We start from the raw sequence: 26089 nt of genomic DNA on the forward strand, positions 1-26089 counted from the left end.
AAAAGCAGACATTTCTATGCCTGCTTCCCCCTTATCCATTCATATATCCCCGCTGTTTCATACTGACGTAATGGTCCTCCCCGATGATGACGTGATCGAGACAAGCGATGCCGACGATATGGCCCGCCTCGACGAGCCGCTCCGACACCTCGATGTCTTCCCGGCTCGGGGTCGCGTCCCCGCTCGGATGGTTATGGACGGCGATGAAACAAGCGGCCGACAGTTTGAGCGCTTCGCGGAACACATCGCGCGGATGGACGATGGACGAATTGAGCCCGCCGACGAACAATGTCTTCCGGGCGATGAGCTGATTCTTCGTGTTCAAATACAGGCAGATGAAATGTTCCTGATTCAATAGCCGGAGCTCATCACGGAGCAGTTCATAGGCGTCCTGCGGCGAGCGGATTGTCGGCGTCTCCACTTTCGGTTCCTCGACATAACGGAGACCGATTGTGAACGCCGCGAGCAACTGCTCGGCTTTCTTCTTCGTCATACCTTCAATCTGACAGAGGTCGCTCACGGTCGCCTGCGACAGCGCCCGGAGCGTCGGATACACGTCAGACAGCCGTCGGGCCGTCTCATGCGGGTCGCCACCCCTACCCCCGATTTGGAGCAGCCGGGCGATTGCGGATTCAACACTTCGGTCGAGCACCATGGTCATTCCTTCACCAACTTTCGCTTCAATCACAGAAAGCGCGGCGCTACCCCGTGTCGTTCGAGCGTCTCGACGAGCGGACGAATCGGTAGACCGACGACGTTATAAAAGTCCCCTTCGAGCCGTGCGACGAACAGACCGCCCGACCCTTGGATGCCATAGGCGCCAGCTTTATCGTACGGCTCCGTCGAATCGAGATAGCCATCGAGCCAAGTGTCCGGGATCTCGATGAACGTGACGTGCGTCGTCGTGACGAACAAGTCTTGCCGCTCGGGCCCGATGATGCTGACGCCGGTGAGCACTTCGTGGGTCGCCCCCGAAAGCCGTTGCAGCATGTCCCGCGCGTCGACACGGTCTTTCGGCTTCTCTAAAATCGTCCCGTCTAAGACGACGACCGTATCCGAGCCGATGACGACGGCGTTGCGGTTGTCGCGGGCGACGTCCATCGCTTTCTCGCGAGCGAGGCGTCCGACGTACTCGTCCGGGTGTTCCCGACCGTTCGTCCCTTCGATGACGTTCGAGGGGATGACTTCATGCGTGATGCCAGCCTGGGTCAACAGCTCGGTCCGTCGCGGCGACATCGAAGCGAGGATGACACGTTTCTGTGTTGGTTTCATTGTAACGACTCCTTCCATATGTGCGTAACGGGCTTCTTTTCCGTATCACACTTCACTGTCGATTGTAGGCAAACGGGCACGTGAATACAATCAGAGACCTCTCAAAAAAACGCCCCTTCTTTTCGAAGGGACGTGCGTTCACGGTGTCGTATAATCGTACACCGGGATGTCTTTCGGTGTGAACGTCTGGGCCGGTACGTAGCGGTCTTCGACGAGTTGATCGAGGTCCGGGCGATAGAACGCGTCGAGTTCGACCGTGAAGTCGAGCGGCTCAGCCGTCTCGGTCGTGTTCGGTCCCGTCTCAGTAGGTCCAGTGAATTGGACCGTGCGCAAGATGTGAATCCGGTTCATCGACTCGACCGACTCAAGGAACAGGACGAGCGACTCGTACGTGTCCGCTTGGAGCGACACCGTCGAGCGGACCGACGAGGCGTTGACCGGCGTGATTTCAACCGGTTCGGCCGGTTCAGCCGTCGCACTCACATCGTTCGGTTCCGGCTCGTCGATGTCTTTTGGTACTTCCGATTCAGCGATGATACCATCGGCGAAAGCGATGCTCGTCACGCGAACGTCAGACAGTTGGCTCGCCTGCGACAACGTCTCGACGACCGTGTCGAGCGCTGCTTCGGTCGGGACACGAGTCTGCAGGCGCTGGGAATCGGCGACGTCGACGACTTCGCCTTCTTGGCGCAACAGTTCGAGCTTCGTCTGTTCGAGCGACAGTTCCCGTTCGAGCGACTTGACGTTGCCTTGGTGGATGAAGTACTGGTAACCGAAATAAGATGGTACGGCGATGGCCGCGAACAAACAGATTGTGAAAATCAAATAAATCGTCGAGCGTTTCATTCGCTCACCACCTCCTCATCGGTCGTCTCTTCCGTCTCGCCGTCCGGTGTCTCACCATCTGGGGTCTCCCCTTCCGGCGTCTCCGGTTCGGCATCGATGAACGTGAAGGTGAACTCGCCGATGTAGCGTGGGAGCGGTTCGTCTGTGGAATCGAGCACGCTCGGCGACAGCGTCGAATCCGTTTCGGTATCCGTCTCTTCCTGTTCCGTCTCCGCTTTCGTCTCGGTCGTCACGCCGAGCAGTTTTACGTTCTCAAACCGTACGTCGTTCAAGAGCGAGCGTTGGAACACGTTCAAATCGGCGAGCGTCTCGAACTGGGTGCGCACGCTCATGAGCGAACCGTCGGCGTAGTTGTACGTCAGCACGTAGCCCGTCGGCGGCAGTTGTTCCGTCAAGGCCCGCAGTGCTGGCACGGCTAACTTCTCTTCGGCCGTGAGCGCCGTCACCGTTTGATCGAGCGATAGGACTTGCTGTCCTTTCGAGTTCACTTGCTCGGTCTGATAGATGCGGACGAGCTGCAACTGTTCTTCGACCTGGGCCTCGTTCTGTTTCAATTCGTTCACTTCATAGAACAAGTAACCGGTCGCCCCGCCGCCAATCAAGAGCGCGAGCAGGCTCGCGATAATCGGCCACCGGAGTGTCACATCGGTCGAGTTGATGAAGTTGGCGTCGTGCTCTTTGTCGAGCGTCGCCATTCCGAGGAGCGGCAACATCTGGTGCGACAACGGTGTCGCATGAGAGAGCGGGAGCGGGTCGTCGATGCGTTTGACCGGCACCATCGCCTCGCTTTCAATCGTCCGGACGAGGTCGTCGAGGTTCGGGACCGTCCCCGAGACGAGCAACTCGTCAATCGGACGTCCGTCCGTCCGGAGCGAGTAGCGATAGAAGTCGAGGAAGCGAGCGAGTTCGTTCAACCACTCGTCCGTCTGAGTCGCAAGCGTCTCCTTCGAGCCGCTATATGTATACGTGATGATTCCGTCTGTCGTCTCGGCGCGGTACGGGAGGTCCGTCTCGATGGCCCGGATGAACCGGACTTGCCCTTCCTCGAGGACGAGCAACTGGTGCGCGAACGGTGTCACGTGCCAGAGGAGCGTCGATTTGAGCGGGTCGAGCGTCTCGAGTCGGCTCACGCCGTTCGCGATCGCGACCGGGCGTGGAACGATTTTCTTCAATTGGAACCCGCGTTTCTTCATGTAAGCGCGGATGGCTTTCGTCAAATCGACCGAGACGGCGTGGAGCATGACCTCGGTCTTCGTCTCCGTTTCGCCGAGCACCTCGTAGTCGAAGGCGACGTCGTCGAACGGCAAAATGATCGAGCTGCCGATTTCCATGAACAGATAGCCGCGGATCTCATCTTTCAGGATCGTCGATGGAATCTCGACTTTGCGGGACAACACTTCGGTCTCGGCCATATCGACGGCACAGACCATCCCTTTTCGTACTTTCAGTTTACGGCACAGTTCATCGAAAGCGAGACCGAATGCGTTCTCGTCTTCAATCCGTCCCCCCACGTAGGCGCCTTTCGCCAATTGGACGGACGCGCTACGCTTGAACACGCCTTGTTTAATCACGGCCCCGTGGATGCTGAGCGCATCGATCGAGAAATACGCGACCGTTCCTTTCTCTATAGACCGGCTCATGCTGGTTTCCCCCTACATCAAATCAAAATACCAATCAAAGAAGCGTTCGCTGAACCAAAACGTCAGCATCGTGCCGAGTGAGATCGACGGCACGAACGGAATCGGCTGTTTGCGATCCATCCGTTTCAAGCCGATGAGCGTCACTCCGACGATCGCGCCAATCAAGCTCGATAAAAAGAGTGCGACGAGGACGTCGCGCGGCCCGAGGACGAGCCCGATTACTGTAAATAGTTTGACATCGCCGGCCCCAAGTCCCCCCTTGGAGACGAAAAAAACGGTGGCGAGGACAGCGAAACCGAGTGCAGCCCCGGCAATCGGGCTCCACCAGACCACACCCGCGCTGTAGGCGAGCAACATGAGGACCGGTGCCGTGAACATGAGAATCACGTTCGGGACGAGCATCGTCGACAAATCCGACATCGCCAAGGCGAGGAGCGTCGATAAGAAGACGAAGGCGAGAAGCGTCGTGAGGCTAAAGCCATACAGCCAGAAGCTATAGGCGTAACCGACTGCTCCAAGCAGTTCAAACAGCGGGTACGTCGGCGCGATCCGCCCGCCACAGCCGCGGCATTTCCCGCGCAGGAACACGTAACCGAAGACCGGAATCAGTTCCCAAGCGGATAGGACGTGTCCACATGACGGACAGTGCGAGCGCGGTGTGACGATGGACTGTTTGCGTGGCACGCGGAGCCCGACGACGTTCGTGAATGACGTGATGACGGCCCCGAGAACGAGGCTATAAATGAGTCCGATGAATTCAACCAATCAAGGTCACTTCCTTACTTGTAAGTATATGCCAAAAACAGAAAACCGGCTAGGCTGAGCGAGTGCCCAGCGCCAGCCGGAGGAAATATTATTTTACTGCAACAAGATTTGCATCTTCTTTGTTTAATGACCCTTCAGAAACTCCAGTGAATTTGTACTTTGTGCCCTCTAAGTTAACAGCGTAATTAAATTTCCCTTTTGTAGTAGCATCCTCAGTGATTACAACATTAGATGCTTTATACGCTGCATCTCCAAATGGATCTTTTAATTGAGAAAGGTACTGTTCGCCATTCTTACCTGCTGCAAAATCAAGCGTTCCTGCTTTTGGGTTCGAAGCTGTATATAATTTCGCTGCACTTACCATCTGTTTCGCATCGGCAACCATCGCATCTTTCTTCGAGTTCTCGATAATCCCACCAATCGCGACAACGGCGATTGCTGCGATAATCCCCAAGATAACGACGACGACGAGCAACTCGACGAGTGTTAGTCCGCGCTCATCTTTCAATTGTTTGGCATCTTGCCAAATCATTTTCATTTTCTCTAACATGATTCATTCTCCCCTTTTGTGTGTTGTGCTGTGTTGTGTGCTGCATGCATTACCTTTGACCTAATAATAAGTAGAACAATTTTACTATACATTCAAAATATAGGATTGAAAAGATACAAATCTGCAAATAAATAAAAAGTTTCTACTGATTTTGGATATCGCCATAAATTTGGAACATCGGGACGACAATCGCGATGACGATGACCCCGACGATGCTCGCCAAGACGACAATCAACAGCGGTTCGATAATCGATTTTAGGCGGTCCGTCGTCGTCTCGACCTCGGTCTCATAAAACTCCGCGACCTCGTTCAACATCGAGTCCAAATCCCCGCTCTCCTCGCCAACCGCAATCATTTGCGTCATGAGCGGCGGGAAGCTGTCGTTCCGTTCGAGCGGTTCATGGAGTGGAATCCCTTGTGCCATCATCTTGCGTGCTTGAGCAAGACCTTTACGGATGACACGGTTCGAGACGATCTTCTCGGTAATCTCGATTGCAGATAAAATCGGGACCGCCGCTTGGAGCAAGACGGCCAAACTTCGCGTCAATAACGCGATTTGCGATTTCAGGACGATAGGCCCGAAAATCGGCATCTTCAACAGCAATCCATCAATCACATACCGTTCCTTATCGCGTTTCAACATCCACGTAAAGACGAGCAAGGCGAGGAGCGCCCCACCGAAGATGAGCCACCAATAGGCCGCGACGAAATCAGAGACGGCAACGACGATGCGCGTGATGAGCGGGAGTTCCCCGCCGAGCTGTCCGAAGATGCTCGCGAACGTCGGGACGACATTCACCATGAGGAAGGCGACAACGCCGATGGCGACGATTGAGACGACGAGCGGATACGTCAACGCTGAGATGACTTTCCGTTTGACGTCATATTGTTTTTGGAGCTGAAGACCGATTTGGTCAAGCGCCTCCTCCAAGTTCCCGCTCGCCTCACCCGCGAGTGCCATCGAGCTGAAGAAGTTCGAGAACACACGCGGATGTTTCTTGATCGCCTCCGAGAAGGCAATCCCTTCACGTAAATCGTCCTCGACTTGGCTGAGCGTCTTCTTCAACACTTTCGACTCGGTCTGGACGCGCAAGATGGACGTCGCCCGAACGATTGGCACGCCGGCCCGGATGAGCGTCGCGAACTGGCGCACGTACATAATCAAATGTTCAATCTTGACCCGCTCGGGGAGCAAGTTCACTTCTTTATTCAATCCCGTCGACTCGAGTTCAGCGAGCTCGGTGACGAGAATCGATTCTTGGCGTAGCTTTTCTTTCGCCTCCCGGAGCGAGACGGCGGTGACCCGCCCTTTCTTTCGCTTCCCGTTCAGCAGTTTGCCCTCGTATTGGAAGATGGCCATTCAGTCACCTCTCTTCATTTGGTACGGCGTTCGGGTTGATGACGCCTTGACGGACGAGCTGTTCAATCGCCATGTCCATCGTCTGCATCCCGTTCTGCCGGTTCGTCTGGATGACGGTCGGGAGTTGGAACTCCTTCTCGTTCCGAATCAAGTTGGCGACGGCCGGATTGCCAATCATAATCTCCATCGCGGCAACACGACCTTTCGGAACGTCGACGCGCGGGAAAAGACGCTGACTGACGACACCGAGCAGGACGTTGGCGAGCTGGGTCCGAATCTGGTCCTGTTGCTCGGCCGGGAACGCGTCGATGACCCGACTGACGGTCGACATCGCGCTCGATGTGTGGAGCGTCGCCATGACGAGGTGGCCCGTCTCGGCAGCCGTCATCGCCGTCGAAATCGTTTCGAGGTCACGCATCTCCCCGAGCAAGATAACGTCCGGGTCTTGACGGAGCGCGGCTCGAAGGCCGTCGACAAACTTCATGACGTCCGAGCCAATCTCGCGCTGGTCAACGATGCTCTGGTCGTGCGAGTGCAAATACTCGATTGGATCCTCGAGCGTGATGATCCGTTTCCGCTGCGTGCGGTTAATCTCGTGAATCATCGCGGCGAGCGTCGTCGACTTCCCCGACCCGGTAGGACCCGTGACAAGGATGAGACCGTACGGCTTCTCAATCAACCGTTTTAACACTTGCGGCAAATCGAGCTCGTTCATCGTCGGGATTTCCCCGGAAATAGATCGGAACGCGATGGCGACCGTGCCCCGTTGGTAATAGGCGTTGACGCGGAACCGCGATACGCGCGGGACCCCGAACGAGAAGTCGAGGTCGCGTTGCATCTCGAGCCGGCCCCGCATCTCTTCGGTCATGATCTCTTTCAAATAACTCTCGATATGGAGCGGCAACACTTTCTCGTCACCCATCGTGATGAGGCTGCCGTCGACCCGGATGATCGGCGGCGAGCCGGCGGTCAAATGGATGTCCGATGCGCGTTGTTCGACCGCTTTCGTTAAAATCACTTCAATCGATTGATGGATCATAGGCTCACTCCGTTATCACTGTTCTCAATATTTCTTCGGTGTTCGTCAGTCCGAGTGCGACTTTCTCAAGTCCATCGGCGAGGAGGAAGCGGACGCCTTGTGCTTTCGCATAGGCGACCATCTCGGCCTCTGTCGCCTGGTTCATAATCAACCGGCGCAACCCTTCATCGATCGGCACGACCTCATGGATGGCGAGCCGTCCACGGTATCCCGTGAAATTACAAGAGGCGCAGCCGTTGCCGCGCATGATCCGTTCGATAGGAATGCCTTCAGCAGCAAACAGTTCCTGTTCCCGTTTCGAGACCGGCTGTTCGTGCCCGCAGTCCCGGCAGACGCGACGGACGAGCCGCTGGGCGATCAGTCCGGACGTCGACGCGGCGACGAGGAACGGTTCGACCCCCATATCGATCAAGCGTGTGATCGAGCTGATGGCCGAGTTCGTATGTAGTGTCGATAACACCAAGTGGCCGGTCAATGACGCCCGGATGGCAATCTCGGCCGTCTCGGTGTCCCGAATCTCCCCGACCATGACGATGTTCGGGTCTTGTCGCAAAATCGAGCGCAGCCCCGACGCGAACGTCAAGCCGACTTTCGAATTGACTTGCACTTGGTTGATCCCGTCGAGCTGATACTCGACCGGGTCCTCGACCGTGATGATGTTCTTCGATTCATCGTTCAGTTCGCGCAGCGACGCATATAACGTCGACGACTTCCCTGACCCGGTCGGTCCGGTGATGAGGATAATCCCGTTCGGCCGTTTCAGCATGTCGCGGTACACCGCCTCGTTCTCGTCGCCGAAGTCGAGCTTCGTCAAATCGGTCAACCCTTCCGAGGAGTCGAGCACCCGGATGACGATTTTCTCGCCATACATCGTCGGGAGCGTCGAGACGCGGAAGTCGTACGGGCGGCCCCGAAGCGTATATTTGATGCGCCCATCCTGCGGTAAGCGGCTCTCGGTGATGTCTAAGTTACTCATGACCTTGAGCCGTGTCAGCATGACGCTTTGAATCTTTTTCGGATAAATCGCTTCGGTCCGAAGGTCACCATCGACCCGGAAGCGGACGTGCAACTGCTTCTCATGAGGGTCGAAGTGGATGTCCGAGGCGCGTTGGTCAATCGCGCTCAAGAACAGCTGATTGACGAGCCGGATGACCGGTGCGTCATCCCGCGACGCCATCTCTTCGCGTTCGAGTTCTGGTGCTTCTTCTTTTAAAATCTCGATGAGTGACGCGTCCATCTCGTAATAGCGGCCAATCGTCTTGCGAATCTGCTCGCGCGTGGCGATGCCGACCTCGATGTTCATTCCCGTCTGGAGCCGGACGTCATCGATGGCAATCAAGTCGAGCGGGTCCGCCGTCGCGATGAACAGCGTGTTCCCTTGTAGCGAGATTGGCATGATGTCATGTTTTTGGGCGATGACTTTCGGGACGAGTTTCGTCACGGTCACGTTGATGTCTTGGGCATATAATGAAATGACCGGCACGTTCAACTGTTCGTGCAACACTTGAATCAATTGCGTCTCGGTCAAATAGTTCAATCGCATGAGCGCATCCCCGAGCTTTTCCCCGGTCCGCTTTTGTGCGAGCGCTTCGTCGAGCTGGGCTTGCGTGATGATTCCCGCCTCGACGAGCATCTCGCCGAGCCGTTTTTTTGTTCGTCTCAACTTACTTCACCATCCTCTGAGGTTCCTCCCGAGGCACCTCGTGTGCGAAGCCCCGTTGTTCAATGAATGAACTAAGCGCCGCTCCACCAATCAAACCAAGAGACAGGAGGACCCATACCCACCATGCCCGCTCGAGACCTTCATCAAAAATGGTATACACACCAAGGGAAAGCAAAGCTACAAATAGTGAAATAGTACCTTTCGTCTCACGCTTTCGAATGTATGGGATCGACAAGGCGAATACCGTCAATGTGGCGAGTACCCAAAAGGCAATCAAAATTAAATATCCGATCATCCGACTGCCCCCTCACTTGGTACCGGGTCAGTGTCGTGAACCGGTGGCTGTTCTGGCTGTTCATTATAGTCATTTATGTTGTCATCTTGTACATCGTCATTTGGTAGCCATTCATTTAGCCATTCCTCTGGATTTTCTGGCAAAATCGGAATAATAATTGGTTCGGTCGGTTCTGGTTCCGGTTCTGGTTCTGGAATCGGTACAGAACTCTTTGTCAAAATTTCTGGAATTGGTTCGTAAAAGTCAAAGCCGAGTAGTTCAATCGACTCACCCGTTTCAGTAATGCGGATACGATACAATTTACCTGATTCCCCGGTTTGCCCAGATTGGGTGACAGATGAACTACCAGCAGTAAGTGAAGGTGAAAAACGAACGATATTTTGATACGGTACGCTCGTCACGTCTTCTACACGCGACTCATATGCTCCAACGAACGCCTTACCAAGTAACTGAATCGTCATTGTGTTGCCTTCTTCTAACACGATGAGCGCATAAGGCGTCTGTTCCGTGTTCTGGACGGCGAAGTTTGAACGTTCGTCAACTTTAACGTCATAGCCAAGCTCAATGCCAGCTGGAAGAGTCTCATGTTGAACACGTTCAAGGATTTGAAACGGTGTTGCCGCGAATAATTGATACATCGATGACCCAAGCGTACTAAGTGCTTCAAAGTCTTCGCCAAATGTTTTTAGACTAAAAATGTCTCCCGCTTCCATCTCAAAGCCATTCATTCGTTCAATCGCTACTCTCATTTCTGGTGTTGGACTGACAGTAATTGTCGCAACGACTTCACTCTCTGCCGTAGTCGTTTCCAAGACAATGTCTGAATTGAAGCTTGAAGCTGCCTCAACAAGTGGCGGGGTGACCATTGTGAGCGTCACTGGTTGATTATTTAAGTAGGGAGTAAGTAATTCCTCATCAACTGTCGTGACAAGAGAATATTCTCCAGAAGTTTCAATTCCATCGAGCGTCGCATCGACGTTGAACGATACGACATCTTTGCCGATTTCAAGCGCCGTTCCATCGACGAGGGTTACGATAAAGGGGGTATTATTAAAATCTTTAATTGCATTATCGAGCCGAATGATCGCTTCTTCTCTCGTCATCCCCGATACATCAATGCCGGCAACCGTTGTCTCTTTGTATGTAGCACTTGTCTTCGCCGATGCCTCGAGATAATTGACAAGTCCAATCGTCGGCAGCGATACGAGTAAGACAAGTCCAATGAGGATGGAGACATGCATTCCAAACTGTTTCATTTTAAATTCCTCCACTTTGTAAAAGTTCTCATGGGTTAGTAATCTCTCTAACAGTCCCTTTCTTTACAATCAAGTTTGTTTCTGAACTTGCCTCTCCAAAGAAAGGTAAGTCATCTAATTCAATGGATGCTGCATTGACTTTCGCCCCACCACTGATTGTGAAAGTGTCGGAAACAATGCCCCCATTCACCGTACCACCCTCGATGATTTCAACATGAGCGTTCGGCGCAAAAATCAATTTTTTCGGTGCATTGATTTGAGTCGCGCCGGTTACTTTCACATTTTGCCCACCTGACAAAATACTTCCATTCAAGGAGGCCGAACCAACGAACTCTAAGTTGGCATCTTTCGCATAAATCGAGGCATTAAATTTTCCATATCCAGAACTCTTTACTAGTTTCGTTTGACCATTAGAAGGTCCGATATATATGAACAAATCATTCCCGTCGCTTTCGTTCACATGACCGTTTAATGAAATGTTGTCAGCTAGGTAAATCGTCAAACTCCCGCCCGGTTGACTCTTCACATCTAAATGTCCGATTCCTTGAATCGAATTAACGTATAAGGACACATCCTTATCTTTTACGTTAATCGTCAAACGATAGTTACTACTCAAGTTAATGTCGTTCACTTTATAATCTTGATCCAAAATGAGCTCATAATCACTGACAATCCAGTTCGAAATATTGATATTACCTTTTGAAATCACTTGGTACTGACTGCTGCCCGCTTTAAAAGTAGTATCGGGAATCATCTTATAATTGAAATCATTTGCTGATGGAAAGTCAGGAAGTGTTAAGCCTAAGTTAAAGTCTTCTTTGTAAATTATAGGTCGCTTTTGATCCAGCCACCAATCCGGCGCCAAAATAGTTTTGGAATGAGACGAGGGTAACGTGTAGACAGCTCCGTTGATTGTCGGGTTGCCGGTAACCTCTAACATATTTTGAGCGTTCGATTCTAGGAGGATATTACCTGTCACGACCCCGTTGGCGAGCTTCATTTTTCCTTTGGAGTATATTCCTAAGTTGGAAGGAAGGGTTGGTCCCGGCTTCCGCTCGAGATCCAACGAGTAACTTGTTTGCAACGTTTTTTTTCGCACACCGACCTGTCCAGTCGATGTGATGATGTAGTCTCTAACCGTTCGATCTGATGAAACGTTACTCATCTTTACAGTTACCGTAGCCAATGGTTGAATACCTTTCTGTTTCTCAAAAGAAGAAAACACTCGAGGTTGAGTACCAGTTAAAATGTTGGCATTTACATAGTTATAGTACTGTTCATCCGTCATTTTGTTTAAATTTTCCACCTCATCGAGTGCTTGTTGAATCTGATCAAGTGTATATGTAATACCACTTTCAGCGATGTAATAGGCAGATTGTTCTTTGACTTCTCCGTCCGAAAGAGACACGGAATTCAAGCTAGACTGAATCATGCTTAAACCAATTGAAGAAAATAGTAAAATCACTATCAAGACTAAGATGAGAGTATTCCCTTTTTCTTCTTTGGCGAGGCGCCAATTATTCCAAGTTTTCAACTGCCACACCTTCCCCGATAAACAGTTTTGTCGTTACGACTTTTGAAGGCTGATTGACACCCTCAAGTTTTAAATCGATTGTTAACATTTGATCCTTGAAATTAAACGTCAACGATTCGACGCCTCGCGCAATCACTTCATTGTTTCGATAAATGACTCCATTACTCTCTTTGTATGTACGGCTATTCACAGTCAAAGCCGAGGAATTCATTTCAAACGTGTTGCTTCTGCGAACATCAGTAGTAATCATCTTAATGACTAATCGCATCTCTGCCGTTTGATGATCTCGTAATTTTTCGGATTGATTGAATTGAACAAGACCAGTCAAAATATTTGCCAATACGATTATTACAATTGAGCTAATGACTACTGTCACCAGCAATTCGACTAAAGTAACGCCTTTTGATTCATTACGGATTTTGATAACAAATTGCTTCATCCCCACCTCAAGACGCCCTCCAGTTTTGTATTAGAGTCAATCGTTGCCTCTTCAAACACTTCAATAATGACTCGATTTAAAGCTGAGGGACTATTCTCCACCCTTAAAACGATGCGCCGATTATCCAGCGGAATCGTTTTTGAGAATTCCAGCCATGCCGACCCATTTATTGAGGACGTTTGTCGATAGGTATAGCCGAGTTCTTCAACTATTTGAATTCTCGTCTTGCCACTAGTCTCCTGCCCTTTTGCTTTCATCAACTCGAATTCATTTTGAGCAACGTAAGATAAATCCATCATCGTCCGAGAAACCGTATTAGTTTGGGCACTTTGAACGAGAAGTCCATAAAAGCTTGTAAAAATAATACCGAGGAGAACAATAGAAACTAATACTTCTACTAATGTGAAACCTTTCTCACTCTCCATACTGCACCTCACTACTCCTCAAAGTGGATTCCCATTCAGTTTATCCCAATCTAAGACTATTATCCCATATCTATAATCTTTTTCTTACATTTTTTGAATATCTTTAGCTAAATGATTTCTGACTTCACTGATAAAGTAGAGCGACCCCGTCACGACGAGCGTCTCGGATTTCGGTGCTTCGAGCCATGCGGACAACCAATCCTGCCAGTCCACGTAACGAGCACCGTCCGCAATCAGACTGTCTTTCGTTCGGGTACGCGGGAAATCGAACGTCGTCTCATAGACGTCCGCGACTATCTGGAGCGACGCGACCATCGCCTCGCGGTCCTTGTCAGCGAGAATGGCTGCGAGGACGGTCACGTCACGCTCGAGTTTCAGTTGTTCGACGAGTGCGGCAACACCTTCCGCGTTATGCGCCCCGTCGAGCACGATGCGCGGCTGTCTCGAGATGAGCTCATAGCGTCCCGGATGTTGCGCCGACGCCAGCCCCGCTTGAATCGCTTCTGTCTTCCATCCAAGATGACGGGCGACCGCGACGGCACATGCCCCGTTGTATGCTTGATGATGTCCGGTCAATCCGAGCGTCACCGGAGGCAAACCGTCATAGGTCACAGTCGTCTCGGACCCGTCCTCGATTGACGTGACGAGCGGCGTGACGTCGTGAATCGGCGCATCCATCTCTCGTCCTTGTTGTTCGAGCAAGGCGATCAACCGCTCCTCCATCAAGCTATGGAACATCGGCACGCCATGTTTCATGATGCCGAATTTCTCGAGGGCAATCTCTTCGAGCGTGTCGCCGAGAATCCCTTGATGATCATGTCCAATCGACGTCACGATGGTCGCGAGCGGCTTCTGTAACACGTTCGTCGAGTCAAGCCGGCCGCCGAGCCCGACTTCCCAAATGACGAGGTCGGGCTGTTGTTCGTGGAAATAGAGCCAGGCCATGACCGTCAGTAGCTCGAACTCCGTCAACGTCTCTGGTGATGTTGACGCACAGTCACGAACTCGGTTGGCAATATTGACGAGGTCGTCCTCACGAATCGGTTCCCCGTTCAACATAATCCGCTCTTCGAACTGGATAATGTACGGTGAGATGAACGTCCCGACGTTCAACCCTTGTTTCATCGCCATCGCCCGCAAGAAAGCGACCGTCGACCCTTTCCCGTTCGTCCCCGCCACATGAATCGAAGGCAACTCTTTGACCTGTAGCGCGTTCAACATCCACTCGATTCGTTTCAAGCCCGGTTTAATCCCGAACCGCAGCTGGCCATGTAGCCAATCAAATACATCTTGTCTCGTCTCCATCTTCCATCACTCCCGTTTTCACACTTCCCTCTCATCTTACCAAAATTCGCGAAGCGCTACGCACGGAATCGGCTGTGCTATACTCGAGGCGAAGAAGGAGGAATCACCATGACAACCAACTGGAACTTCGAGGCGACCTACCTCGATCTCCGTGACATCTTTTACGACCAGGGACCGGTCCATCCGGTCGACAAGCCCGAGATCGTGCTTTGGAACGAACCACTCGCCGAGACACTCGGCCTCGACGCCGAGGTACGCCAAGACATCTCGCTCTTCGCTGGGAATCGCCAGACCGACACGTCGTTCTCGCAAGCGTATGCCGGCCACCAGTTCGGCCATTTCACAATGCTCGGTGACGGACGAGCACTCGTGCTCGGGGAACATGTCACCCCGAACGGCAAGCGTTTCGATGTTCAATTGAAAGGCTCAGGTCCGACCGAGTATTCCCGTGGAGGCGATGGACGGGCCGCTGTTGGACCGATGGTGCGCGAGTTCCTCATCAGTGAGGCGATGCACGCCCTCGGCATCCCGACGAATCGGGCGCTCGCCGTCGTCACGACCGGTGAGCCAATCATGCGTCAAGGACCGAAGCATGGTGCCATCTTGACGCGCGTCGCGTCGAGCCACTTACGCGTCGGCACGTTCCAATATGCCGCTGCGGCCGGATCGATTGATGATGTCATCGCTCTCGCCGACTATGCGATTCGTCGTCATGACCCTGACCTTGAAGGACAGCCGAATCGCTATGAACAATTCCTCGGCCGCGTCATCACCCGTCAGGCGAAGCTCATCGCGGATTGGCAACTCGTCGGATTCATCCACGGTGTCATGAACACGGACAACACGTTCATCAGCGGTGAAGGGATCGACTATGGCCCGTGTGCATTCATGGATACGTATCACCCGAACACCGTCTTCAGCTCCATCGACCGCGAGGGACGCTACGCCTATGCGAACCAACCATATATCGGGTCGTGGAATTTGGCCCGCCTCGCCGAGACGCTGTTGCCGCTCCTCGCTGACAAGCAAGAAGCCGCCGTCGATATCGCCAACAAGCTGTTGAACGACTACACGGAAACGTATAAAGAGGCGTACTTTACTGGGCTCGCCCATAAAATCGGGCTCTATGTCCGAAAAGACGGGGACGATGCACTGACGGACGAACTGCTCCGACTCATGATGGAGTCTGAGGCTGACTTCACGAACACGTTCCGAGCGCTCACACTCGACGACACGGACGCGCTCTTTTTTGCTAAACAGGACGACGGCAAGGCGTGGCTGTCCGCTTGGCAAAAACGCCTCGGGGAGCAAGGTCTCCCGGATTCAGACGTCATTCGGCTCATGCGTCAGCATAACCCGGCCGTCATTCCACGCAATCATCATGTCGAGGCCGCCCTCATGGCAGCCGAACGCGGTGACTTCGGTCCGACCCATGCACTGCTCGACGTATTGCGAAAGCCGTACGATTACGAAGCAGACTATGGACGATATGTCTCTCCCGGACCGCCTCGCAGCTATCCTTATCAGACGTTTTGTGGCACATGAACCATTCTGCTTCGGCAGGATGGTTTTTTTGGAACCTTTTTTATGTTCGAACGTAAAGTGGATAACATCACTTTTAGGAGGTTCAACATGCTTCTACTCACTTCACTCATTTCGTTAGGGTTTGCCTGCTTGATGTCAATCGAGCTATTGCAAGGACCTTTCATAGACGGCTGGGCATGGCTCATGCCCGCCTTTTTCTTAGCTGTTTCGTTTTCGACTTTCATGAGATATTTGAATAATTTTGATTGGGACGAATCGAAATGAAGATGACTGTCTTGCTCATGACGATTATCGTCGTGTCCACGTCCTATCTCGTCTACAGTTTTTATTTATCGTTGACGGGTCAGCCGATTCAGCCGCAAGTAACCGGACTCGCAATCGGCGCCTTGCTCACGTCATCTTATTTCGTGACAACCGGTCGCCTCCCGTTTTGGATAGAACCAGAGGAAGAGGACGTATAAAGGTTCTTTATTCCATCTTACTAGGATTCGGAAGCATCCTTTATGTCGTCTATGCCACTCATCTATTCCCCATTGGCCATCCTCAACCGCTCTTCTTGCATGTTTTGATTGCCACCACTGTATTTGGCATCATTTATATCGGACGCAAACACAACCCCGAACATCGATAACGATGCTCGGGGTTGTTCTTTCATATAGACTTATAGTCCGAAATGAATCATGTCCTTCTGTTCGACTTGGGCTTGAGCGATTTTCGAGATGAGTCGATGCAGTTCGTCTGATTCATGCGTGTACATTACCTGTTTGACAACTTGATAGAACAGTGCCAGTGACTCATGTGGAATGAGCGTGATCCCGCATTCGTCTAATCCGAATCCAGGACGGTCATAGGAGTGGAAATACGTGCGCATCTCGTTCAGCTCCTCGATAAACCCATCCACCCACTCTCCATCCACCGAGACACAGTCAAAACGTTCAGGTGTATACGTATCATATGATGATTGACGATTTGTTGAATCCAATACACCGAATTCGTGAGTGTACGACATAATATTCCCTCCTCCTGAATGATTGCTTACTTCATCGGAAAATCAGCCGACCACGTCTCCGGCAGCGAGTCCGAGAGATCGAGCAACACGTCTTCCGACACATTCCCGGTCACGACAATGAGCTTGCCTTGGTCCACATAATACAAACCGTTCCCTTCCGGCTGATTCAAGCGATACCGCTCGTTCGAAACGTCGCGCTGTTCAATCAATTCTCCATCGGCCACACTAAACGCATCGGTCACTAAAATCGTGATGCATTGCGTCTCATCATACAAAGTCCACATCTCCACCGGCCGCTCGAGCTGACTCATCTCGAAGTTGTCGACAAACAGCTCTTCTTCAGGTAAGTCCAGCCCGTGGCGGACTTTTTCGGCCGCCTCGGGAATCGTAAAGTTTTGAATCCCGTGCAACCCCCACTCCTCGTCCCGTGAATAGTTGAATACGCCGAACGAATCGTCGCGGTTTGGTAACTTAATGGCGATGAGTCCGAGGTCATCAATGACGGTTTCATAAATCACACCGTCTTTCGATGGTCGCTCGGACGTGCCATCTGTATATTGAAGCGTGTATTGGGACGTGACCGCATCGACTAGTCGAACGGTCCCTTTCGGCACGTCCTCAATCATCGAGCCGAACTCTTCTTTGTCCGTCATTACGGGAATATCCTTGGAAGACGTCTCTTCTGCACTTTCATTAATTGTCACTCCTAATTCCGTCGGTTCGATCGGTTCAGCTCGTTCCGCCACATACCCACCCAATCCCATCACAGCCAAACCTAAAATCATGCCGATTCGTCTCATGTCACTCCACCTTTGCATCGTCTCCTCTCCTAAATTCCACCAAACGACAAAAAAACCTTCTTCGGAGAACAGGTCTCCAAAGAAGGTTGATGTCTTACTTACGCAACTCTTCCAAACGGGCGCGAACCGCGTCACGTTTATCGAGGTAGTCTTTTTCTTTCGCCTTCTCTTCGTCGATGACGTGAGCCGGGGCCTTGCCAGTGAAGCCTGGGTTGCCGAGTTTCTTCTGAACGCGCTCGACTTCCTTCTCGTACTTCGCCACTTCTTTCTCAAGACGGGCGATTTCTTCTTCAAAGTTGATGAGGTCGGCGAGCGGGATGAACAGTTCCGCACCCGTCATGATGGCCGACATCGACTTATCAGGAGCCGTCAAGCCACGTCCGATTTCGAGCTCAGTCGCGTTCGTGAACTTGCCAATTGTTGCTTCGTTCGCGCTCAAGTAATCTTGAGTCGCCTCATCCGACGTCGAGATGAAGAGCTGAATCGGTTTCGACATCGGGGCGTTCACTTCCGAACGGATGTTACGGACCGAACGGATGACGTTCATGACCGCTTCAAACGCTGGTACCGAGTCCGCGAAGTGGAGCTCGTCGCGACGTGTCGGGTAGCTCGCACGGACGATTGAGTCACCTTCGTGCGGCAAGTGCTGCCAGATTTCCTCTGTGAGGAACGGCATGAACGGGTGCATGAGACGCATGATCGAGTCGAGCGTGTACGCGAGCACTGAACGTGTCGTCGCTTTCGCCGCCTCGTCCTCACCATAGAGCGTGAGTTTCGCCATCTCGATGTACCAGTTACAGAACTCTTCCCAAATGAAGTTGTACAAGTAACGGCCGGCTTCGCCAAACTCATACTTGTCGACGAGACGTGTCACTTGGTCGATTGTGTCGTTCAAGCGAGTGAGAATCCACTTGTCAGCGAGCGTCTTCTCACCTGACAAATCGATGTCCTCATACTTCATGCCTTCCATGTTCATAAGGGCGAAACGGCTCGCGTTCCAAATTTTGTTCGCGAAGTTCCATGTCGATTCGATTTTCTCCCAGTAGAAACGAAGGTCGTTCCCTGGTGTCGATCCCGTGAGGAGGAACCAGCGGAGTGAGTCCGCACCGTATTGGTCGATGACTTCCATCGGGTCGACGCCGTTACCGAGCGACTTCGACATCTTGCGGCCTTCCGAGTCGCGGATGAGACCGTGGATGAGCACGTCGTTGAACGGCTGCTTCCCAGTGAACTCGAGCGATTGGAAAATCATGCGTGATACCCAGAAGAAGATGATGTCGTAACCCGTGACGAGCGCGCTCGTCGGGAAGTAACGTTTGAAGTCTGCTGAGTCCGTATCCGGCCAGCCCATCGTCGAGAACGGCCAGAGCGCTGACGAGAACCATGTGTCGAGCACGTCTTCGTCTTGGTGCCAGTTCTCACTGTCCGCCGGTGCTTCTTTGCCTACATAAATCTCACCTGTCTCGTTATGGTACCACGCCGGGATGCGGTGGCCCCACCAGAGTTGACGGCTGATACACCAATCACGGATGTTCTCCATCCAGCGAAGGTATGTGCCTTCGAACCGCTCTGGGATGAAGTTGACTTTCGTATCATCATGTCCTTGTGCTTCGAGCGCAGCTTTCGCGAGCGGCTCCATGTCGACGAACCACTGTTTCGAAAGATACGGCTCGATGACCGCGCCTGAACGTTCCGAGTGGCCGACCGAATGCGTGTGCGGCTCGATTTTGACGAGCGTGCCGTCTGCTTCCAAATCTTTGACGAGTTGTTTGCGGCATTCAAAGCGGTCGAGCCCTTCGTACTTGCCGGCGTTCTCGTTCATCTTGCCGCCTTCGTCCATGACGAGGATGCGCGGGAGTTCGTGGCGGTTCCCGATCTCAAAGTCGTTCGGGTCGTGCGCCGGTGTGATCTTGACGCAACCTGTACCGAACTCCATGTCGACGTAGTCGTCAGCGACGATCGGAATCTCGCGGTTCATAACCGGAAGCATGATCGTCTTGCCGACGAGGTGCGCGTAACGCTCATCTTTCGGGTTGACGGCAACGGCCGTATCGCCGAGCATCGTCTCCGGACGCGTCGTCGCGATCTCGATGTGGCCTGAGCCGTCCGCAAGCGGATACTTCATGTGGTAGAATGCGCCTTCGACTTCTTGATAGATGACCTCGATATCCGAAACGGCCGTCTTTTGCGCCGGGTCCCAGTTGACGATATATTCGCCGCGGTAAATCAAGCCTTTCTCATAGAGGCGGACGAACACTTCCTGGACCGCTTTCGAGAGTCCTTCGTCGAGCGTGAAGCGCTCACGTGAGTAGTCGAGACCGAGGCCAAGTTTTGACCATTGGGCACGGATCGTATCGGCGTACTCGTCTTTCCATTCCCACGTCTTCTCGAGGAACTTCTCGCGTCCGAGGTCATAGCGCATGATGCCGTCCTCACGGAGCTTCTGTTCGACTTTCGCTTGCGTCGCGATCCCGGCGTGGTCCATCCCTGGGAGCCAGAGGACGTCATAGCCTTGCATGCGCTTGAGGCGCGTCAGCAAATCTTGGAGCGTCGTGTCCCATGCGTGTCCGAGGTGAAGTTTCCCCGTTACGTTCGGTGGCGGGATGACGATCGTGTACGGCTGTTTTGAATCGTCCTCGTCTGCTTTGAATACGTCGTTCTCTAACCAGTAGTCATACCATTTCGCTTCCGTCGCACTTGGATCGTACTTCGTCGGCATGGTGATTTCGTTTGTCTCGTTGGCCATATGCCCAACCTCCTCTAATAATGTGGACAAAAAAACGGCTACTCTCGTCCTTAACGCTAAGGACGAAAGAAGCCGTATCTTCCGCGGTACCACCTTAGTTCGCCACTTGTGGCGCCCTCAAAATCGAATAACGGTCGATGGACCGGACCTTCCTACTTCGTTCAAAAGGTCAGCTCCGAGGCGACTTCCGCACCATCCTTCGCGGCCTCGCACCAAGCGGCCGCGTCTCTGAAAATGGATGTTGATTGCGTACTATTCCTCATCGTAGCTTTTGTTCGTATCTGTTAAACAATTGTAGCGACAGAAGCTGTTTCCGTCAAGATTACAATGAAAACTCTTGTTGCAGCTCTTTGAACGTCGCCTCGACCGCTGCGAGCGTCAAGTCGATATCTTCGTCCGTGTGAACGGTCGAGAGGAACAATCCTTCGAACTGTGACGGTGGCAAGAACACGCCGCGCGCCGCCATCTTCTGATAGTAGGCGCGGAACAGGTCGAGGTTCGCCGTCTTCGCCTTCTCGAAGTTCGTCACTTTCTCGTTCGTGAAGAAGAATCCGAACATCGAGCCGGCCCGGTTCGTGTCGTGCGGGATGTTATACTTCTCGGCTGCTTTCGTATAGCCTTCGGCGAGACGGTCCGCTTTGCGTTCGAACTCGGCATAGTGCTCAGGCTTGAGTTGCGACAACGTCGTGTAGCCGGCGATCATCGCGAGTGGGTTCCCTGAGAGCGTCCCTGCCTGGTAAATCGGTCCTTGTGGCGCGATTTGTTCCATAATCTCGCGTTTCCCGCCATAGGCACCGACCGGAAGGCCGCCGCCGATGACTTTCCCGAGGCACGTCAAGTCCGGCGTCACGCCGAAGTAGCCTTGGGCACAGTTATAGCCGACCCGGAATCCGGTCATGACCTCGTCAAAGATGAGGAGCGAGCCGTACTGTTCCGTGATCTCGCGGAGTCCTTCGAGGAAGCCAGGTTGCGGTGGCACGAAGCCCATGTTACCGGCCGCCGGTTCGACGATGACACCAGCGATATCGTCGCCGAACTTCTCGAAGGCGATGCGGAGAGCATCCAAATCGTTATATGGCACCGTGAGCGTCTGGCTCGCCAAATCTTTCGGTACGCCCGGCGAGTCCGGGAGACCGAGCGTCGCGACGCCCGAACCGGCCTTGATGAGGAGCGAGTCGCCATGACCGTGGTAGCAGCCTTCGAACTTCAAGATTTTCGTCTTGCCCGTGTAACCGCGTGCGAGGCGGAGTGCCGCCATCGTCGCTTCCGTACCCGAGTTGACCATGCGCACCATCTCGATCGATGGGACGCGCTCGATGACGAGCTCGGCCATTTTCGTTTCGAGCTCGGTCGGTGTCCCGAACGTCCAGCCTTTCTCAGCTTGCTCTTGAATCGCCTTCGTGACGACAGGGTCGCGGTGGCCGAGGATGAGTGGTCCCCATGAGAGGACGTAATCGATATATTCGTTGCCATCGATATCGTAGATGCGTGAACCTTCACCGCGTTCAGCGAAGATTGGCGTCATGCCGACTGATTTATAGGCACGGACCGGGCTGTTTACCCCACCCGGCATGAGCGGACGTGCTTGTTCGAACGCCGCTTCTGAGCGTGTTTGTTTGTAGGTCATGCGTAGTCTCCTTCCAAATAGCGACAGACATCTTTTGCGAAATACGTAACGATGAGGTCCGCACCGGCTCGTTTGAAGCCGACCATCGTCTCCATGACGATGCGCTCTTCATCGACCCAGTCGTTCAAAGCGGCCGCTTTGACCATGGCGTACTCCCCACTCACGTTATACGCCACAATCGGCATATCGAGCGAGTCGCGCATGTCACGGATGATATCCATGAACGCGAGCGCCGGTTTGACGATCATGAAGTCTGCGCCTTGCTCGACGTCCGATTGTGATTCACGGAACGCTTCACGGCGGTTGGCCGGGTCCATCTGATAGCCTTTGCGGTCGCCTTCGCCAGGTGCCGATTGCGCTGCGTCACGGAACGGTCCGTAGTACGCCGATGCGTACTTGACACCGTAACTCATGATCGGGATATGGTTGAATCCGTTTTGGTCGAGCCCTTCGCGGATGGCGGCGACGAAGCCGTCCATCATCGAGCTCGGCGCGATGATGTCAGCGCCGGCTTGCGCTTGTGTGATCGCCGTCTGCACGTGAAGCGGTAGTGACGCGTCGTTATCGACGTCACCGTTCTTCACGATGCCGCAGTGGCCCGTCGACGTGTATTCGCACAGGCACGTGTCGGCGATGACCGTGAGCTGTGGCGCCCATTCTTTTACTTTGCGGATTGCCTCTTGGACGATGCCGTGGTCATGGTACGCCTCGCTGCCTTCCGGGTCTTTATGTTCCGGCACGCCGAACAAGAGCACCGATTGAATGCCGAGGTCGACGATCTCGTTGATCTCGTCCTCGAGACGGTCGAGCGAGAAGTTGAAGACGCCCGGCATCGAGCTGACTTCGCGTTTAATGTCTGTCCCTTCGATGATGAAGAGTGGGTAAATCAAATCTTCTTTCCGAACATGGTTTTCACGTACGAGTGCACGCATTGACTTCGATGAACGAAGACGACGATGACGGTCAAACTGGTTCATGAAAAATCCTCCCCTATACACTGTATTAATGCATCCATAGTATAACACTCAGGCACTCGGACCGGTAACGTCGACACTTCCCGGACGGCGCGCTCGGTCACTTCACCGATGGCGTACCACGTCCCGTGGAAATGGTCGAGGTATGGCGTGAGGGCATGGACGGCGGACGGGCTGAGGACGAGGAGCGCCTCGATTCCTTCGAGCGCCTCGACTTCCGTCTCTGTCAGTTCACGGCCGATTGTCTCATAGACGACCCAGTCGTGGACGTTTTCGAGCTTTGCCATATGCGCCGTGTTCGCCAAGTCGCCCCGGGCGAACAAGACGACCTCGTCTGCTTTTACGACAGTCGCAAGGTCACGGAACAGCGCCTCGCCTGTAAACGTCTCCGGCATGAGCGCGACGGTGAATCCTACGGTCTCGAGTGCTTGTTTCGTTTTCTCGCCGACGGCCGCGACTTTGACGTCACGCGGGACGTCACGGAGTGCCGGCACCGCTGTCTGGCTCGTCACGACGAGCCAATCGAATTGACTGATCGGCATCTGATTGTGCGTCAATCTCGTCTCGATGAGCGGGACGTGATGAACGGAAAGACCGCTCGCGGTGAGCCGGGCTCGCTGCGAAGCGGTCAGTCGTTTTGTCCCTGTGTACCAGACGTCACACATTGACCGAGGCGAGAATTTCGCGCCCGCCGCGTCCGAGCAAATCGTCTGCTACGTCTTTCCCGAGTGCGACCGCGTCTGACGACGTCTTCGTCACACGGAGCACTTCTTTGCCGTCGACCGAGGCGATGAGGCCTGTGAGTGTCACGTCGTCGCCATCGACCGTCGCATAACCGCCGACCGGTACGTGACAGCTGCCTTCGATTGCCTTGAGGAACGTCCGCTCGGCCGTTGCGGCTTTCGCCGTCACGTCGTCATGGAGCAATTGTAGAATTGCCGTCACTTCAGTGTCGTCCTTCCGGCTTTCGATGGCAAGCACACCTTGTCCGACGGCTGGGACCATCATATCGGCGTCAAGCGCTTCGAAGTCGACGCGGTCCGTCCAACCCATGCGCTCGAGCCCGGCTTTGGCGAGCAAGATGGCGTTGAAGTTTTCTGTCTCGAGTTTTTTAAGGCGCGTGTCGATGTTGCCGCGAATCCATTGAATGTCGAAATCCGGGCGGGTGGCGAGCATTTGAGCACCACGGCGCAGTGAGCTCGTCCCGATGACGGCACCTTCTGGGAGCGTCTCGAGCGTATAGCCGTTCTCGCAGATGAGCACGTCACGGGCGTCGACGCGTTTCGGCATGCAGCTGATATAGAGTTCTTCCGGCAACTCGGCCGGCACGTCTTTCATGCTGTGGACGGCGAAATCGATGTCACCAGCGAGCATCTGTTGCTGAATCTCTTTGACGAACAATCCTTTGCCGCCGACTTTCGATAGTTGCACGTCGACGATTTGATCCCCTTTCGTCACAATCTCTTTGATTTCGAACTCGTTTTGAGCTCCGGCTTTCTTCAATTGGTCGATGACCCATTTCGTCTGTGTCATCGCAAGTTGTGAGCGGCGTGAGCCGACGATAATTTTACGCATGATCGGTTATCCCCTTCATAGAAAAAGGCGACGAGATCCGCCGCCTTTTTTTGTTTTGTATTAGCGCATCAAGGCGCGAAGTGGTGCTTTCGCTGACATCGCTTCGGCTTCTTCCGTTTCTGGTTCGGCGTCAGGGACGTCGACATCCAGACCGAACGTCTCCACAAACTGATTGATGCGTGTGTTCGCATCCGGTTGCGCGGCGGCGTCTTTGATGTAATCAATCGGTTCACGAAGCATCTGGTTGATGATTGACTTCATATGCTTACCGATGACTTTTTTATCGCGGTCCGACAGATGATCGAGCTTGCGTTCGAGGCTTTCCATCGTCTCTTCTTGAATGTTGAGCGCACGGGCGCGCAATTCATTCATGATCGGGACGACACCGAGCGTGATGAGCCACGTTTGGAACTCTTGAATCGCCTCATCGATTTTGATTTCAATCTTTTCGGCTTCGATGAGACGGGCCGCCAAGTTTTTATTGACGATGCCGTTCAAGTCATCCACATCGAACAAGTGGACGCCCGGAAGCGCCCGGACCGCTGGATCGATATCTCGCGGCACGGCAATGTCGATTAATAACAGTGGACGTTCCCGGCGGAGCAATTGAGCTGCGGCGACGTCATCATAGGCGATGACCGCTTCTTTCGCACCGGTCGAGCTGATTAAAATATCGGCGTCAAGCAAGCCACAAGCAATCTCACGGATTGAGTGGGCCCGGCCTTTGAACTTGTCGGCGACCGCTTTCGCTTTGCTCTCGGTCCGGTTAAAGACCGCAATCTGTTTCGCACCGGCCTCGAACAAGTTGAGCGTCGTCAACTCGCCTGTCTCCCCCGCGCCGACGACGACGACTTGTTTGTCATCGAGCGACGAATACATTTCTTGGGCGAGCGTGACTGCTGCCGCGCTGACCGATACCGACATTTCCCCAATCTGCGTGTCAGTATGGGCACGTTTGGCGAGCGTCACGGCTTCTTTGAACAGTTTGTTGAATACCGTTCCCGTCGTCCCGTTCTCTTGGGCGCGGAAGAAGCTCGATTTCACTTGTCCTAAAATCTGTGTTTCCCCAATGATCATCGAATCGAGTCCAGACGTGACGCGGAACAAGTGGCGAATCGCCTCTTCTCCTTCACGAATCGATAAATAAGGGGTGAATTGGTCCATCTCTAAATCAAACCAGTTCGCTAAAAACCGTTTTGTATAATAACGACCCGTATGGAGCTGGTCTGTGACGACATATAGCTCTGTTCGGTTACAAGTCGACAAAATAACCGATTCAAATATGCTTTTCTCTTCGCGAAGTGCAATCATCGCATCCACGATTTCTTGCTCCCCAAACGAGAACTGCTCCCGAATCGCGACAGGGGCTGTCTTGTTATTTAGTCCAACGACGACAATATGCATGTATCTCTTCCCCTCATCCA

25 protein-coding genes and 1 other annotated feature are annotated in these 26089 nt (G+C 53.3%); of the genes, 2 read left to right on the forward strand and 23 right to left on the reverse strand.

The genetic code is table 11. From position 1 onward, the window contains the following. Positions 1-31: 31 nt before the first annotated feature. The 15 genes from radC to KNP72_RS05690 all read right to left on the reverse strand — a co-directional run bounded on the left by radC (position 32) and on the right by KNP72_RS05690 (position 14389). On the reverse strand, positions 32-688 hold the full coding sequence (radC, locus tag KNP72_RS05620; RefSeq protein ID WP_286038149.1) for a RadC family protein: 657 nt from the start codon (positions 686-688) through the stop codon (positions 32-34). After that, positions 685-1272, reverse strand: coding sequence for a Maf family protein (locus tag KNP72_RS05625; protein ID WP_251128892.1), 588 nt, complete (start codon positions 1270-1272; stop codon positions 685-687). Before KNP72_RS05625 ends, radC begins: the two co-directional genes overlap by 4 nt. 138 nt (positions 1273-1410) lie before the next feature. After that, positions 1411-2118: a hypothetical protein gene (locus KNP72_RS05630; protein WP_214832435.1), complete on the reverse strand. Its 708-nt coding sequence runs from the start codon at positions 2116-2118 to the stop codon at positions 1411-1413. Continuing rightward, complete coding sequence (gene pilM, locus KNP72_RS05635) at positions 2115-3758, reverse strand: pilus assembly protein PilM (protein WP_214832437.1); 1644 nt, start codon at positions 3756-3758, stop codon at positions 2115-2117. The genes KNP72_RS05630 and pilM overlap by 4 nt, the downstream gene beginning before the upstream one ends. A 12-nt stretch (positions 3759-3770) precedes the next feature. After that, complete coding sequence (locus KNP72_RS05640) at positions 3771-4523, reverse strand: prepilin peptidase (RefSeq protein ID WP_214832439.1); 753 nt, start codon at positions 4521-4523, stop codon at positions 3771-3773. Positions 4524-4611: 88 nt separating this feature from the next. Then, positions 4612-5073, reverse strand: coding sequence for a prepilin-type N-terminal cleavage/methylation domain-containing protein (locus KNP72_RS05645; RefSeq protein WP_052090090.1), 462 nt, complete (start codon positions 5071-5073; stop codon positions 4612-4614). A gap of 142 nt (positions 5074-5215) precedes the next feature. Further along, complete coding sequence (locus KNP72_RS05650; RefSeq protein WP_029595836.1) at positions 5216-6433, reverse strand: type II secretion system F family protein; 1218 nt, start codon at positions 6431-6433, stop codon at positions 5216-5218. Between the two features lie 4 nt (positions 6434-6437). Next, positions 6438-7472: a type IV pilus twitching motility protein PilT gene (locus tag KNP72_RS05655; protein ID WP_021066866.1), complete on the reverse strand. Its 1035-nt coding sequence runs from the start codon at positions 7470-7472 to the stop codon at positions 6438-6440. A gap of 4 nt (positions 7473-7476) precedes the next feature. Beyond that, positions 7477-9135, reverse strand: coding sequence for a GspE/PulE family protein (locus KNP72_RS05660; protein ID WP_214719932.1), 1659 nt, complete (start codon positions 9133-9135; stop codon positions 7477-7479). 1 nt (position 9136) lies between these two features. Next, a complete protein-coding gene (locus KNP72_RS05665; protein ID WP_214719933.1) occupies positions 9137-9430 on the reverse strand; it encodes a hypothetical protein in 294 nt (97 codons plus the stop codon). Further along, complete coding sequence (locus tag KNP72_RS05670) at positions 9427-10686, reverse strand: VanW family protein (protein WP_214832442.1); 1260 nt, start codon at positions 10684-10686, stop codon at positions 9427-9429. The genes KNP72_RS05665 and KNP72_RS05670 overlap by 4 nt, the downstream gene beginning before the upstream one ends. 28 nt (positions 10687-10714) lie before the next feature. Beyond that, on the reverse strand, positions 10715-12220 hold the full coding sequence (locus KNP72_RS05675; RefSeq protein ID WP_214832444.1) for a DUF7305 domain-containing protein: 1506 nt from the start codon (positions 12218-12220) through the stop codon (positions 10715-10717). Continuing rightward, on the reverse strand, positions 12204-12659 hold the full coding sequence (locus tag KNP72_RS05680) for a prepilin-type N-terminal cleavage/methylation domain-containing protein (RefSeq protein ID WP_286038204.1): 456 nt from the start codon (positions 12657-12659) through the stop codon (positions 12204-12206). The genes KNP72_RS05675 and KNP72_RS05680 overlap by 17 nt, the downstream gene beginning before the upstream one ends. Further along, on the reverse strand, positions 12656-13084 hold the full coding sequence (locus tag KNP72_RS05685) for a type IV pilus modification PilV family protein (RefSeq protein WP_214832447.1): 429 nt from the start codon (positions 13082-13084) through the stop codon (positions 12656-12658). The genes KNP72_RS05680 and KNP72_RS05685 overlap by 4 nt, the downstream gene beginning before the upstream one ends. Before the next feature lie 84 nt (positions 13085-13168). After that, positions 13169-14389 (reverse strand): bifunctional folylpolyglutamate synthase/dihydrofolate synthase, encoded by a 1221-nt coding sequence (locus tag KNP72_RS05690; protein WP_214832448.1) that lies wholly within the window; start codon positions 14387-14389, stop codon positions 13169-13171. A gap of 108 nt (positions 14390-14497) precedes the next feature. Between KNP72_RS05690 and KNP72_RS05695 the strand changes: the two genes are divergently transcribed. Beyond that, on the forward strand, positions 14498-15934 hold the full coding sequence (locus KNP72_RS05695; protein WP_214832449.1) for a protein adenylyltransferase SelO: 1437 nt from the start codon (positions 14498-14500) through the stop codon (positions 15932-15934). A gap of 260 nt (positions 15935-16194) precedes the next feature. Continuing rightward, positions 16195-16395 (forward strand): hypothetical protein, encoded by a 201-nt coding sequence (locus KNP72_RS05700; protein ID WP_214710484.1) that lies wholly within the window; start codon positions 16195-16197, stop codon positions 16393-16395. Between the two features lie 200 nt (positions 16396-16595). Here KNP72_RS05700 and KNP72_RS05705 read toward each other — a convergent pair whose 3' ends face one another. From KNP72_RS05705 to hemA, 8 genes are all read right to left on the reverse strand, one after another. After that, positions 16596-16850 (reverse strand): hypothetical protein, encoded by a 255-nt coding sequence (locus KNP72_RS05705; RefSeq protein WP_214832450.1) that lies wholly within the window; start codon positions 16848-16850, stop codon positions 16596-16598. 119 nt (positions 16851-16969) lie between these two features. Continuing rightward, positions 16970-17761: a hypothetical protein gene (locus KNP72_RS05710; RefSeq protein WP_214832451.1), complete on the reverse strand. Its 792-nt coding sequence runs from the start codon at positions 17759-17761 to the stop codon at positions 16970-16972. A gap of 76 nt (positions 17762-17837) precedes the next feature. Next, complete coding sequence (locus KNP72_RS05715) at positions 17838-20489, reverse strand: valine--tRNA ligase (RefSeq protein WP_214832452.1); 2652 nt, start codon at positions 20487-20489, stop codon at positions 17838-17840. A gap of 55 nt (positions 20490-20544) precedes the next feature. Then, positions 20545-20764: a binding site (T-box leader), on the reverse strand. Positions 20765-20811: 47 nt separating this feature from the next. Then, the gene (hemL, locus tag KNP72_RS05720) at positions 20812-22116 is read right to left on the reverse strand and encodes a glutamate-1-semialdehyde 2,1-aminomutase (protein ID WP_214832454.1); all 1305 of its coding nucleotides are present in this window, start codon (positions 22114-22116) and stop codon (positions 20812-20814) included. After that, on the reverse strand, positions 22113-23093 hold the full coding sequence (hemB, locus tag KNP72_RS05725; RefSeq protein WP_214832455.1) for a porphobilinogen synthase: 981 nt from the start codon (positions 23091-23093) through the stop codon (positions 22113-22115). Before hemB ends, hemL begins: the two co-directional genes overlap by 4 nt. Beyond that, positions 23090-23755 carry a uroporphyrinogen-III synthase gene (locus tag KNP72_RS05730; RefSeq protein WP_214832457.1) on the reverse strand — a complete coding sequence of 222 codons (666 nt, stop codon included), beginning with the start codon at positions 23753-23755 and terminating at the stop codon, positions 23090-23092. Before KNP72_RS05730 ends, hemB begins: the two co-directional genes overlap by 4 nt. Further along, the gene (gene hemC, locus KNP72_RS05735; protein ID WP_214832459.1) at positions 23748-24665 is read right to left on the reverse strand and encodes a hydroxymethylbilane synthase; all 918 of its coding nucleotides are present in this window, start codon (positions 24663-24665) and stop codon (positions 23748-23750) included. The genes KNP72_RS05730 and hemC overlap by 8 nt, the downstream gene beginning before the upstream one ends. Positions 24666-24725: 60 nt before the next feature. Further along, entirely contained in the window at positions 24726-26069 is a 1344-nt protein-coding gene (gene hemA, locus KNP72_RS05740) for a glutamyl-tRNA reductase (protein WP_021066849.1), read from the reverse strand. Positions 26070-26089: the final 20 nt, after the last annotated feature.

It is taken from the genome of Exiguobacterium sp. s152, assembly GCF_018618335.1.
GTDB lineage: Bacteria > Bacillota > Bacilli > Exiguobacteriales > Exiguobacteriaceae > Exiguobacterium > Exiguobacterium chiriqhucha.